The sequence below is a fragment of the Algoriphagus aquaeductus genome, from assembly GCF_003253485.1.
Taxonomy (GTDB): Bacteria; Bacteroidota; Bacteroidia; order Cytophagales; family Cyclobacteriaceae; genus Algoriphagus; species Algoriphagus aquaeductus.
In genome coordinates this window covers 149,160-162,202 of the sequence record NZ_QKTX01000001.1, presented here as the reverse complement: position 1 = coordinate 162,202, position 13,043 = coordinate 149,160, and the positions used below count along the sequence as shown (strand labels likewise).

The 13,043-nt window shown below is 41.2% G+C and carries 12 protein-coding genes; 4 read left to right on the top strand and 8 right to left on the bottom strand.

The features are described 5' to 3' along the window. Positions 1 to 30: 30 nt before the first annotated feature. The 4 genes from CLV31_RS00695 (at position 31) to CLV31_RS00680 (ending at position 7,289) form a co-directional block, all read left to right on the top strand. Positions 31 to 3,801, top strand: coding sequence for a ThuA domain-containing protein (locus tag CLV31_RS00695; RefSeq protein ID WP_111390956.1), 3,771 nt, complete (start codon positions 31 to 33; stop codon positions 3,799 to 3,801). A gap of 97 nt (positions 3,802 to 3,898) precedes the next feature. Next, on the top strand, positions 3,899 to 4,279 hold the full coding sequence (locus CLV31_RS00690) for a hypothetical protein (RefSeq protein ID WP_111390955.1): 381 nt from the start codon (positions 3,899 to 3,901) through the stop codon (positions 4,277 to 4,279). A 75-nt stretch (positions 4,280 to 4,354) separates the two neighbouring features. Continuing rightward, entirely contained in the window at positions 4,355 to 6,472 is a 2,118-nt protein-coding gene (locus CLV31_RS00685) for a hypothetical protein (protein WP_111390954.1), read from the top strand. 25 nt (positions 6,473 to 6,497) lie between these two features. Continuing rightward, positions 6,498 to 7,289, top strand: a complete 792-nt coding sequence (locus tag CLV31_RS00680; protein WP_111390953.1) for an SDR family NAD(P)-dependent oxidoreductase — start codon at positions 6,498 to 6,500, stop codon at positions 7,287 to 7,289. A 282-nt stretch (positions 7,290 to 7,571) separates the two neighbouring features. Here the strand turns inward: CLV31_RS00680 and CLV31_RS00675 are convergent, their stop codons facing one another. The 8 genes from CLV31_RS00675 to CLV31_RS00640 all read right to left on the bottom strand — a co-directional run bounded on the left by CLV31_RS00675 (position 7,572) and on the right by CLV31_RS00640 (position 13,034). Next, entirely contained in the window at positions 7,572 to 7,898 is a 327-nt protein-coding gene (locus CLV31_RS00675; protein ID WP_111390952.1) for a hypothetical protein, read from the bottom strand. 147 nt (positions 7,899 to 8,045) lie between these two features. Further along, positions 8,046 to 8,384 (bottom strand): hypothetical protein, encoded by a 339-nt coding sequence (locus tag CLV31_RS00670; protein WP_111390951.1) that lies wholly within the window; start codon positions 8,382 to 8,384, stop codon positions 8,046 to 8,048. Positions 8,385 to 8,532: 148 nt separating this feature from the next. After that, the gene (locus CLV31_RS00665) at positions 8,533 to 8,940 is read right to left on the bottom strand and encodes a tetratricopeptide repeat protein (RefSeq protein WP_111390950.1); all 408 of its coding nucleotides are present in this window, start codon (positions 8,938 to 8,940) and stop codon (positions 8,533 to 8,535) included. 209 nt (positions 8,941 to 9,149) lie between these two features. Then, positions 9,150 to 9,641, bottom strand: a complete 492-nt coding sequence (locus CLV31_RS00660) for a hypothetical protein (RefSeq protein WP_111390949.1) — start codon at positions 9,639 to 9,641, stop codon at positions 9,150 to 9,152. 54 nt (positions 9,642 to 9,695) lie between these two features. After that, positions 9,696 to 10,619, bottom strand: a complete 924-nt coding sequence (locus tag CLV31_RS00655) for a hypothetical protein (protein WP_111390948.1) — start codon at positions 10,617 to 10,619, stop codon at positions 9,696 to 9,698. 56 nt (positions 10,620 to 10,675) lie between these two features. Then, the gene (locus tag CLV31_RS00650) at positions 10,676 to 11,401 is read right to left on the bottom strand and encodes a hypothetical protein (RefSeq protein ID WP_146250842.1); all 726 of its coding nucleotides are present in this window, start codon (positions 11,399 to 11,401) and stop codon (positions 10,676 to 10,678) included. A 63-nt stretch (positions 11,402 to 11,464) separates the two neighbouring features. Continuing rightward, on the bottom strand, positions 11,465 to 12,130 hold the full coding sequence (locus CLV31_RS00645) for a hypothetical protein (RefSeq protein WP_111390946.1): 666 nt from the start codon (positions 12,128 to 12,130) through the stop codon (positions 11,465 to 11,467). Continuing rightward, positions 12,108 to 13,034, bottom strand: coding sequence for a DUF4099 domain-containing protein (locus tag CLV31_RS00640; protein ID WP_111390945.1), 927 nt, complete (start codon positions 13,032 to 13,034; stop codon positions 12,108 to 12,110). Before CLV31_RS00640 ends, CLV31_RS00645 begins: the two co-directional genes overlap by 23 nt. Positions 13,035 to 13,043: the final 9 nt, after the last annotated feature.

The window sequence follows — 13,043 nt, the reverse complement described above, 5'->3', positions numbered from 1 at the left end:
TACCAACAAATCAAATTCTAAGCATTTCTTATGATTCGTTTTAATTTCCATCCGCTCAGAACTGTCCTCGGCATCCTGCTGATAGGATTTGTAGTCATCAGTTTTCTGGGTTGTTCTTCTGAACAAGGTCCTTCGAAAGTTTTGGTGTTCAGTAAGACTGAAGGTTTTCGCCACAATTCGATAGAAGCCGGTCAAAAGGCACTTTTGGAAATGGGGATGCAGTATGGCTTTGTAGTGGATACCACTGAAAATGCCACCCGATTTTCCGAGGAGAATCTGAAGAAGTACAGTGCCGTGGTTTTTTTGAATACTACAGGCGATGTGCTCAACCCCGAGCAGCAAAATGCCTTTGAACGCTACATTCAGGCGGGCGGCGGGTATTTGGGTATCCACGCCGCCACAGATACGGAATACGGTTGGCCCTGGTACAACAAGCTGGCTGGAGCATGGTTTGAGAGCCATCCCATGCCTGAAAATGTCCAAAAAGGCACCTTTATCAGAGCGGATGATACACACCCTTCGACCAGTTTCCTTCCTGAACTTTGGGAGCGGGAAGATGAATTTTATTCCTTCAAGGATATCCATCCAGACATTCATGTCCTTCTGAAAATCGACGAAAAAACCTACACGGGTGGAACCAATGGAGAAAATCATCCGATGGCCTGGTATCATGAATTTGATGGAGGACGATCTTTTTATACTGCCGGTGGCCATACCGACGAAACTTTCGCTGATCCCCTGTTTTTAAAGCACCTCCATGCAGGATTGCATTATGCAATGGGTGGAGACAAGCCGAAGCCTTTGGATTATTCCAAAGCGAAAACCAAAAAAATGCCAGAGGAAAACAGGTTTGCCAAAGTGATCCTGGAAGAAAAACTGGATGAACCGATGGAGTTGACTGTCTTGCCAGACAGTCGGGTGTTGATTGTAGAGCGGAAGGGTAATTTGAAGCTATACAGCCCAGCAAATGGCAAAACAACCGTGGTTGCGAAAATCCCTGTTAATACCATGGTGACAGACAAGGCGGGAAATAAAGAAAATGATGAAGGCGGATTGCTAGGAATAACTAGAGATCCGGAATTTTCAGAAAACGGCTGGATTTACCTCTATTATTCACCTGAGGGGAATGAACCCAAAAATATTCTTGCCCGCTACCAAATGAAGGGCGATGAGTTGCTGATGGATTCCAAAAAAGTGATGTTGGAAATCGCCACTCAACGGGAAATTTCAGGTCACGCAGGCGGATCTCTGGCTTTTGATTCCAAAGGCAATCTCTACCTCTCAACAGGCGACCATATCAATCCCCATCAATCTAATGGCTACAGCCCGACGGATGATCGTCCCGGTCGTCAGCCATTCGATGCCCAGATGACTTCTGCAAATACAAATGACTTGCGTGGAAAAATTCTGAGAATTCATCCGGAAAAAGACGGGACTTATACCATTCCAGAAGGAAACTTATTTCCTCCCGGCACTCCTAAAACCCGACCTGAAATATATACAATGGGGCACCGCAACCCATTCCGGATTTCAGTTGATCCAAAGACTGGATACCTCTATTGGGGAGATGTAGGTCCTGACGCTTCTCAGCCAGGCGAAAACCGTGGTCCTGAAGGACAGGATGAAGTTGGGCAGGCCAGAAAAGCAGGGAATTTCGGTTGGCCATACTTTGTGGGAGACAATAAGCCCTACTATCAATTTGACTTTGCTTCCGGTAAGTCAGGCGATCTTTTTGATCCCGCAAAAACAGTCAACAATTCTGCAAACAACACAGGAATCAATCAGCTTCCTCCAGCACAGAAAGCATTTATCTGGTATCCTTATGGAGAATCAGTCGAATTCCCTTTAGTCGGTGCTGGTGGCCGATCTGCCATGGCAGGTCCGGTGTTCTATTCGGATCAGTTCAAAAATGCAAAACGGGCCTTTCCTGACTACTATGATGGAAAATTGCTGATCTACGAATGGATGCGGGGTTGGATCCTGGCGGTTACGATGGACGAAGAAGGAAACTATAAATCCATGGAGCGTTTTATGCCTAGCTATAAATTTTCCAATCCCATGGACATGGAATTTGGTCCAGAGGGTGACCTGTACATGCTGGAATATGGCAGCGGTTGGTTTACCCAAAATGACGATGCCCGCCTGATCAAGATAGAATACAATGGAGGCAACAGAAAGCCAGTCCTACAAGTGGCAAGTGATAAAAGAGGAGGTTCAATTCCGCTTACGGTTCAGTTTTCTTCCAAGGGAACCAGTGATCCGGATTTTGATGAGCTGGAGTATGTTTGGAGCATTTCCAATGACAAGGGTGGCGATACACGCAAATTCAAAGAAGCAAACCCAACGGTGACATTTGATCAGCCAGGAGTATACAAAGCCACGCTAACTGTGACCGATTCTCAAGGAGGAAGCACCAGTCAGTCTTTGGAAATTCTGGCTGGAAATGAAGAACCGATCTTGGTTTTCGAAACCCCAGTAAGTAATCAGACCTTTTTCTTCCCCGGTCTGCCCTTTGACTATGAAGTGAAAGTGACTGACAAAGAAGATGGCAGCTTGGCAAACGGTCAAATCAAGCCTGAAGAAGTAGCAATCAGTTTTGATTACCTCCCTGAGGGATATGATTTGGTGGCCATTGCACAAGGACACCGCTCAGCGGATGCCGCAGCAGGGACGATGAAGGGGCTGAGTCTGATCGAAGGAAGCGATTGTAAAGCTTGTCATAGCGTTGATAAAAAATCGGTGGGGCCGGCCTATAGCGACATCGCCAAAAAGTATCAAAATGATTCCAAGGCTGCCGAGATGCTGGCCAAAAAAGTCATCAGCGGTGGTGGTGGTGTATGGGGAGAGGTGCCGATGAGCGCCCATCCTCAACTATCCGAGTCAGATGCCTTGGAAATGGTAAACTATATCCTGAGTCTCGGAGTAGAGAAAAAGGCTACTGCAAACCTACCTGTAAAAGGAAGCTATGTGATGGCAATCCCAGAGGGTGACAAGGGTGAAGGCATTTATGTGGTTCGAGCTGCCTATAAGGACCGGGGCAATCAAGGAATCCCTTCCATCACCGCAGAAAAAGTGCTGACACTTCGAAACGCTAAAATGCCAGCTGGCAAGGCTGAGGTTGCTGAGGGCACAATGAAGTATGCGAGTGTGATCATTGCTTCTACTAGTGGTTCCTACATCGGTTTCAAAAATCTGGATCTCACAGGCATCGAAAAAATTGCTTTCACAGCGACTGCTCCACAAGCCCAATTGAACGCTGCCGGTGGCACGATTGAGGTTCGTCTGGGTTCCGCATCTGGCAAGATTATCGGATCTGCTGAGGTAAAATCCCAGGCTCAACTACCGAGTCAGGGCAGTTTACCAGCTCCTATTGAGGCTAAACTTGCCCAGACTGTGGGCTTACATGATGTCTATTTTGTCTTCAAAAACGATGCTGCGGCTTCGGGACAGTCGCTCTTTGTGATTATGGACTTAGAATTTCAAACAGCCCAAAGTGCTGCACTCAAAAATGCTCCTGCTCCCATTTCCAACAAACAGCTTTCCGAAGAATCACTGAAGGCCTACAGTGGAAAATATAAAATATCCGGACTTCCTTTTGAATTTTTGGAGATATCGACAAAAGCTGGAAAACTCTATCTAAAAGCCGGGGAAAATGAAGGAGTTCTGACTCCCGGTGCTAAAGAAGATAGCTTCACCGGTGAAAACGGTACCGCCTTGGAATTTGGAAGAAACTCCGAAAAGAAAGTGGTTAAACTCACCATGAAAGCCATGGGGATCAGTTTCGAGGGTAAAAAGCAATAATCAAACGGATCTAGGTAATTTCTAGGGATCCAACTCCCTTTTCGAAAAATCAAATCACAGTATTTCAATCAATTATAAAACCTAAAAACAAGTAATCATGAAAAAAGTAAGCGTATTATTCATTCTCCTATTCTTGGGCTTGACTTTCCAGGGATTCTCTCAGACCGCATCCAAAGACTTCTTTGCAGGTCCTTGGGAAATTTCAGTTTTCGAAACCCCAAATGGGGATGCAAAGTTGAAAACCACACTCACTAGAGTAAATGGGAAATTGACCGGAGTCTTGTCTGATGCCACCAATGCCACTGCACCAAAAATTCAGATTGAGCAAGTGATCGAAAACCCAGACAGCATTTCGATTCTCTTTTTTGCAGAGGGTACAGATGTCAACATTGATCTTCGAAAAAAGGATGAAAACAATCTGGAAGGTACCTTGATGGGGATGTTTACCGCAAAGGCCAAACGCCTATCTAAGCCCTGAATTTGAAAGGGTGTAAATCCCTTTAAAAAATGAGGACCACAAAGGAGGTCTTGTCAAAACCTAAAGCATTTATCTATGAAGACTTTATTCAGGATTCTAATTTCTCTTTCCTTGTTTCTTACCCTTGAAACAAGTTTTGCCCAAAATCCAATTCTCGATACTCCAATTGATTCCATGTTTCTTCATCCATACATCGATATTGATGAATGGAGAAATGAGCCAGTTCGCCATCGTTACGTGCATGGCGGATTTGAAGGGACTGAGACTCGATTCTCTTTTTACTTTCCTCCAAAGGAGCAATACGAGGGAAGGTTTTTCCAATACATTACCCCATTCCCAGATAATGAAAACTTGGCTCAAGGAGCTCAAGGAGAGGAGGATGTGATCGGTTTTTCAATTTCTAGTGGAGCCTATTTTGTAGAAACAAACGGTGGCGGAAAAACGGATTTTGCAAATCCCCAAGCCAATGATGCCTCTATCGGCGCATATAGAGCGAATGCCGCATCAGCTCAGTTTTCCAGAAAAGTGGCTCAGGAATTTTATGGCGGGGATAGGCCTTTTGGATATGCATTTGGAGGCAGTGGTGGAGCTTATCGAACCGTTGGAGGTATTGAAAACACAAAAAATGTTTGGGATGGAGTAGTTCCTTTTGTAATGGGTTCTCCCATGGCAATTCCAAATTCTTTCACTATCCGAATGCATGCCATGCGAATTTTGAAAGACAAGTTCCCTCAAATAGTGGCATCATTAGAGCCTGGGGGAAGTGGGGATCCCTATTTAGGATTGAATGAGGAGGAAAAAGCAGCTCTATTAGAAGCAACCCGAATGGGCTTTCCTCCTCAGTCTTGGTATGGATATAAGGAAATGGGAATCCATGGTTTTTTGGTTTTGTATCAGGGAGTTGTGATGGCTGACAAAGGATATTTTGAAAATGATTTTTGGAATACACCTGGATATTTGGGAGCAAATCCACCTGAATCCCTTTTGAAAGCAAGAATTCAGGAAAAGACTAAGGTAAAGGCCTCCATTAACTTGGATGATGCAATTGCGACGGGAATCAAAGAACCTATTTCTGAAGCGGATAGGGGAAGTGCCGATTTGGCTTGGAAAAGTATGGGAGGAGAAGAAGGAGGAATGCCTGTGGCTTTTGAATTGGAAGACTCCATGCCGAATGTAGGCTTTTTGGGAGGTGACTTGATAGTTCAAAGTGGCGAAGCTGAAGGAGTTGTGCTTCAAATCACAGATGTGATTGGAAACAAAGTCGTCCTTGGGCCTACAAATTCCCCTGAAACCCTTTTCAAAATTAAAGCAGGTGATCAAGTTCAGGTGGATAATTCAAACTTTCTCGCCGTTCAGACCTACCACAGGCATCAAGTGCCGGGACCAGAATACACGGCCTGGGATCAGTTCCGGGATGCTGAGGGAAATCCGATTTATCCCCAACGACCCTATTTGATCGGTCCGTTTTTTACTATGGGAGCTGCAGGTTCTTTGCCAACAGGGAAGTTTGAAGGAAAAATGATCCTGTTAGGTTCGCTTTGGGATAGAGAAGCCTATCCTTGGCAACAAGCTTGGTATCGAGATCGGGTTTTTGAGCATTTGGGAGAAAAAGCCAATGATCATTTCCGTTTATGGTACACGGATCACGCGATTCATGGGGATGCTTCCGGGCAATTGGATGACAATACCCGTGTAGTGAGTTATTTGGGTGTTCTTCAGCAAGCATTAAGAGATCTTAGTCAATGGGTAGAAAAAGGAACAGAGCCAGCATCAAGTACTTCATATAAAATAGTAGATGGAGGACAGGTAAAAGTGCCTGAACATGCAAATGAGCGGGCAGGGATTCAGGCTACCGTTCATGCCACTGTGAATGGAACTGATCATACTACCATTAAAAAAGGCGAATCCTTAAGTTTCCATGCGAAGGTGGAAATTCCAAAAAATACTGGAAAATTGGTGTATGCCGCTTGGGATTTTGACGGATCAGGAGAATTCAAAAACCTGATTGACTTGGGAAACGCAGTAATTTCTAACAACGGCTCACAAGTAGAATTTGATCTGGATTATGTCTTTGATAATTCAGGAGTTTATTTTGCTTCTCTAAAAATTGCCACTCAAAGAGAAGGAGATTCGTCTACCCCCTTTGCTAGAATTCAAAATATTGACAGGGTGAAGGTCTCGGTTAAAGATTGATACTACCAACTTGTTTTAAAAGGGAATGAAAGTAAAGGATAAAGTTTTTGTCGTTACCGGAGCAGGTAGTGGAATGGGAAGGGAGTTGTCTATTCAATTGGTTCGAAAAGGTGCTCAGGTTGCTTTGGTAGATATCAACCGTAAAGGAATTCAGGAAACTGCTGTTCAAGCAGGGATTGAAAGGGTTTCTTTTCATGAAGTGGATATAACAGATAGAAATTCAGTTCATTATTTGCCATCTCAAGTTCTTTCTCAATTGGGAGAAGTAGATGGATTGATAAACAATGCAGGAATTATCCAGCCTTTTTTGGATGTGAAGGGTCTGGATTATGCTGTGATTGAGAAAGTGATGAATGTTAATTTTTATGGAACGCTCTATATGACGAAAGCCTTTTTGCCAGAACTCCTAAAAAGACCAGAAGCTCATATTGCCAATGTTTCAAGTATGGGAGGATTTATCCCTTTTCCCGGTCAGACGGTTTATAGTGCTTCCAAAGCCGCGGTCAAAATCCTGACTGAAGGGCTATACTCGGAATTGAAAGGGACCAACGTCGGTGTCACCGTCATCCATCCGGGTGCTGTCAACACCAACATCATGAAAAATTCCGACCTCAAGACTGCCTCGACCAACTCCGAAGCCGGATCAAAAATCCTTTCTGCTGAGAAGGCAGCAGCCCTCATGATCGATGGGATCGAGCGGAATAAATTTCGGGTCTTGGTAGGCAAAGACGCTACCCTACTGGATATGCTCTATCGCTTCAATCCCAAAATGGCTGTGGATTTGATCGTCAAAAAGATGAAAAAACGATCTGAATAAATTGAATAAATAAAGTTTGAGCCTTAATCCTTCCCCCAAGAAACCAAACTTTACTGTGGGTTTGAGGACTAAAATCTTTTAAAGGTTATTTGGCATTTGAACCACATTTTTCTAAATCTGACAGGCCGTCCGACCTTTGTGCATACAATTGGATAAAACCAGACTAGGGCATAGTTTACTAGGTTGGAATGGCCCGGAAAACTACGATTTGGAAGTCAATTGCCCGGAAATATTCAAGACCAGCCTATGATAAAAACCTTCTGCTCTATTCGAGACCAGAACCTACATTAGTTTACCAAATTCACTAATCGCATTTTCCCTTAATAACTCGTTCACCTTTCTTTTTCTAACCTTATTGGCTTCCATTTGCTCGAAAGACAGCAAAAGCTTCATCAACATAAATCTCAGGTCCTTATCGGTTAAATCAATTCCATTCTGCCGAAACGACTCCTCTATAAATGATTTGGCATTGTAGGGATAGACCACTTGACCTTTGAACGCTGCATCCGCTGGGTGCACTACTTCATTGTACATGTTCATCAGAACAATTCCATCATCAGCCTTATCCAATAGATTCAAGGCATTTTCTACTACTTTTTTGATACTCATAGGGGTGTGTTAAGTTCGAAATTAAAAACAGGTGATTATCCAAAACAAGGAATTATTTCTATTATTGAAGTGAGTATCCTACTCTAGGTTTACAATTTCATTTTATATGTTCATCTGGACTTTTTATAACCACAATAAAAGATATTACTATTCAATATCACTCTTCTCTTCCAAAGATTTTATTTTATCCTTTATCTTTTCCAAGAATTCAGACATGTCACTCCCAAAATAATTTGGTCTAGAAAATTCATCCCAAATTATATGTCTACCAAAATCAGTATTATCCTTACCTGTTAAAAGTTGATAGGCTTCTGGATAGTCTGTAATCCAATTGCAAGAAAGCTGAATACTATTATATACCTTCCTTTCCGAATTTTCTCTTATTTTTTTATTTCTACCATTTTTCATTGTTGGGTATTCCAGTAGAAAAATTGAATATTGACTATCTAAAATGGAAAGTAGCTTTTTCCAGTCTTCTATTTTCATTATATATTAAAGTTAAAATTTGATTTTTCAGGAAATCAGATATTTTCAATTAACTAACCTTACCAAGAATATTATAAATCCTTAATTTGCACAAGAAAATCTACTTTATTTTACCACCAAGCTTCATTATAATTGTTTGGTATATTTTTTAATTACAATAAATTTTTATCAGAGTGTAGGCGTAACTATATCCCAGTTCACCTGATTTAGAAAAGTCTAAACACGCTTCTTCTTTTTGACCTAAAGCAAGTTTGGACAAGCCTCGGTTTGTATACCTCATTGGTTCTTTCGGATTCAGGTTTATTGCCTTAGTTAAATCAATAATCGCTCCTCTATGATCACCAAGATCAGATTTACAAGTCCCCCGTAAATGATATGCATCAGAATAGTTTGGATCAATTTCTATTGCTTTATTATATTCTGATATTGCTCCAGTGTAGTCTTTACTCATACTTTTAGTGTTCCCTCGGTTCACATAATCCTTTGCTGTTTGACTATAACTATTAAGGGTAAAAAGAGGCATTACCAATAGAATAATTAATAATTTCTTAATCATTTTACTTAACTATTTTTTTAAATTTTATATTGACCTGTAATTCAAAGCTACCTATCCAACTTTCAAGGTTTAGACTCAGAAAACCATTCCCAGATTCAAGGAGGATTGATACACGTCTTATCCCTATCATCATGAAATGAATAGTTGAATATAATTGAAATCTTGTAACTCCCCCAATTTTACCAACCAACTTTTCTTTTGCCTAGCTGTTAAAAGGAAATCTCCTCAGCAAGTGGCACAGAAACTTCTCCATGAGGCATAGCTTCAAATTCAAATTGTCGATAGACTACGCCATCAGCCAAAACATTGACCGTCGCTGAAAGTGGCTGGAAAGAATGATCGGTTTCTCCTCCCAAGTGAACGGCATTGAAAACAAAGCCTAGGCTATGGATCGGGGCTGAAGAAGTGGCTGAGATTGTTGGAACGTCTGGCTCAAAAGAAAGTGTGTAGGTATTGCCTTGTTCGATCACTTGGCTCCAGTTGAGTTCAGTTGGCTGATCCAATACGGGAGCGACAAAGGTAGAGGTACCGCTCAGCATACTATGAACCGAAAAGGTCACCAGATAGTCAGCGTAATTACCATCCATTTCAACTTCAATGGTCACTGATTTTTCAACAAGTTTTGGAGTCTCATCCTCTGAGGAACAGCTAAAAGAAAAAACAGCTACAGCGATTACTAACAGGTATTTCAGATTTCTCATGGCGTAAAATGGTTTAGTTTAATTCGAAAATTCTTTTTTAGCCCTTTTCTTGGCTTAATGAAATTCATATTCAAAAATCACTTTGGAATGAACTTTCCCATTCATTTCTGTAACTTCTGATTGGATCAATCCATTAGAAAAACTCTTTGTAGTTACTTGATAAGTTTCTCCTTTTTGATTTACAAATTCCAACTTAACAATATTTCTCCCTTCATACCGATAATTAATTTGAGATTTGACATTTTCAGTTGAAAGAGACTCCTTTACTTTAATTCTTCCTTGTTTATCATATTTATTCAATTCCAAAACTGTTTCATATTCTTCTTGAGGAGTTCTCTCATATCTTATAAGTTTACCAGCATTATCATACGTATAAAGGTTACTATTTCGGGGCCAATCTTCTTGTCCCCAAATTCGCTCTATTAAATTCCCTTTTGAATCATATTTGTATTCAGCCAAATAACCATAATCTGTTTTTTCAGTAATAACTTTATTTTGGGAGTTATAAAATTTTTCAGTCACGGATGAATTATGGGGATAACTGCGATCTTTCACGATAATTTTTGTAACATTTTGGTTATCATCAAGCTCATAACTGAAGTCCCTAATCCATTCTGCAGAATCTCTATTATTGTGAAATCTTAACTGTCGAGACTGGAAGCCATCCGCATATTCAAAGCAGTCCTTAGTCTGTTGGATAATTATTTTGGGGTCATTTTCATCAAAATAATAAGATTCAGAGCAAAGTAGGTCTCCTAATTCATTGAAAGAAGAAATGCTTTTATCATTCTGGTACAAGGGTCCTGGTGGGATCGTCCAAAAAAACGTACTTGTAATTTTCTTAATTTTTTTCTCTTTGATTACATCATCCTTAAAATATTCCGAATAGCTGAAATATTGATATTCAGATGTTTGCCCATATGACAGATTCCATCCGATCAATATCAAAAAGGTAATCAAGAGAAATATTTTCTTCATTATCAATAAATACTTGAGGCTAATTTTAAAACTTAAACAAGTTGATTTTACTTTCATCACCTACCCATTTCCTGGGTCTGAGTAGGTAAAACGTCTAATTTCTTGAAATCCATGTCATAAAACTGAATTTTCTTCGATTCCGGATCTGCTTCGATAAATACGGATTGACCATTTTCCAAAGTGGCTTTTTGGATATTACCCCGTCCTAAGCTGGAAATAAGCAGTTCCTTTTCCTGAAAATTTTCAAGCTCCTTAATCGGGAATCTGCTCAGTTCAGTTTCCAGGTGGAATCCATGATCAGGATAGAACTTTTTGTAGGAGAAATTCCCCTGCTCATTCAGCTTTTCAAAATCCAGTTTGATCCAGATGGAATCAATCTTTTCTCCTGAGCCTTCCTTCACCTGACTGACCTCGCCCGAAGCCAATACCCTATTATCCATTTGCCTATTTAGAATAGCTTTTTTATGGATAGATGCCCCTCTGAGCAGATTATAGGCTTCCTTTGCCGTCACGTCATTCCCCTTTCCATAAGAAAATGTGCTTTGGATCTGTTCGTTGAGGGTGACTTTTACGCTATCCAAAGAATAATTAAAAGGCTTCGAAGATCTCGAAAAATTCAGCTCATAATTAACCTTGTCCTTTCCCGGACTTCCATCTTTTTGCCTGGCATTAAAATCGGCAGAAACTCCGATTTTAAAGAACTCCTGTCGCTCAGAAACTTTAGCTTCAAGTGCGGCATTTAACGAAGTGCCAAAGCCGAGAAATTTCAGGCTCTTTTTCATGAATTCAAGATTATTATTCTCCATAATATTGAGTGGCCAGCGTTTAAATATAGCAAAACCGTATTAATTGAAATTTTCCCAATTCATTTGATTGAGCTGATAAAAGGACTCAACTCCTTTTTGCTTAGGCTTGAAGGTTCGGACTGTTTGCTTCACCCCTTGAGAGATGCAATAGGTTCGCAGGGAAAAGGTGAATATCGATTCAATCGAACTCTTGGCTTTTTTTGAATTTTCAAGGTGAACCAAATCGCTGGTCAGGTTATAGATACAGTCATGATCGTGAATTAGATCCTGGATTTTACAATCCATCACACGACCCAAAACCGATGAGTCAAAGACAGTATTTACCTTTGCTTTTTTTGAGATTTTCTCAAAAGCCTGGCGCAATAAATTGTAATCAAAATCTGCCCCAATGATCAAAAAGCCTGCTTCATCAAAGGAGATTCTGGCTTTGAATTGATTAGCAAAACAAATCAGGGAAGCATAGGAGTCGGAGACAAAAATTGACCGAGAATCTTCTGAAACATTAAGGGCAGAGATTCCTCTGGAAGCCTTCCTATTTCGGTAAAGGCTCAGGATTTCACAATCCACTTTCTCGCCTTGCTTACCAAAGAAGTAAAAAATGATCTGGCCCGTTTGATCCTGATGGGCAAACTTGGAAAACAGACTTTGGATAGCCTTATCCACTCCTTTGTAGCTCAAAATATCAAAGGTCTCGGTCAAAGCCATTGTCTTGTTCAAAGCGTTTTCTTGGGTTCTTTCCTTCTTCAGTATCGATGCTGTTTAGCCTTTTGATGGCATTGATATCGAATTCATCCCTAACACCTTTTGGGAGTGAGAAATCAGCCGAAATTTTGGAGTATTCCTCCTTGATGTTGTTCAAATCACGGATTGCATCTCTGTCTTTTGGGTTTCTAGCGATTCGGCGCTCTACTTGTTTTTGAACCTCCTTGATGGCTTGAAGGTATCCTTCGCTATACGCCTTTTCCTCCTGGCTTTCCTTTCCGAGCACTTTCTGAACACCGGTAATCAGTAGGTAGGACAAACCGCCATCCAGCAAAACCGAAAGGACTAACCCTGACTTATTTGATCTGAGGCCTTTTGGAGCAGATGGAGAAAGTTGAAATGCTGTCCCATCTGCCAACAGCACCGTTTCCCCTTCCTTGTATTTCTTCTTTTGCTGTGGATCGAGTTCTTGCCCATTGACTGATTGAGGGGCTTTGATGTCTCGGGGATTGTAGGAGAGAAATTGTTTGGTTCGCTGATCGTACTCGATGATCTCAGTCTGAATGTTCCCTTCTTTGTCAACATAGCTTTTCTTGATATTGGCCAATTCTTTCCGGACCAGTTGATTCCGCTCAGCGTCATTCAAATTGGGATGTTGATTAGGTTCCCTGTAAACCGGATCAATCCGCAAGGCGGGATTCCCATCTTCTCCCCTGACTATGGAAAGTCTAGCCGGTAATTTATCGATGAAAATATCCTTCCCTTTCAGGTCGGTCAATTCCACTACATCGGTTATCCCTCCATTTTTAAGGGCGTTGACTTCTCTTTCAGGAATGGTAAATTTTCCGTTCTTGATGACTCCAAAAATCTCCAAATCCTTCATCGGTAATCCATTTTGATTTGCCATGTTGCTTGC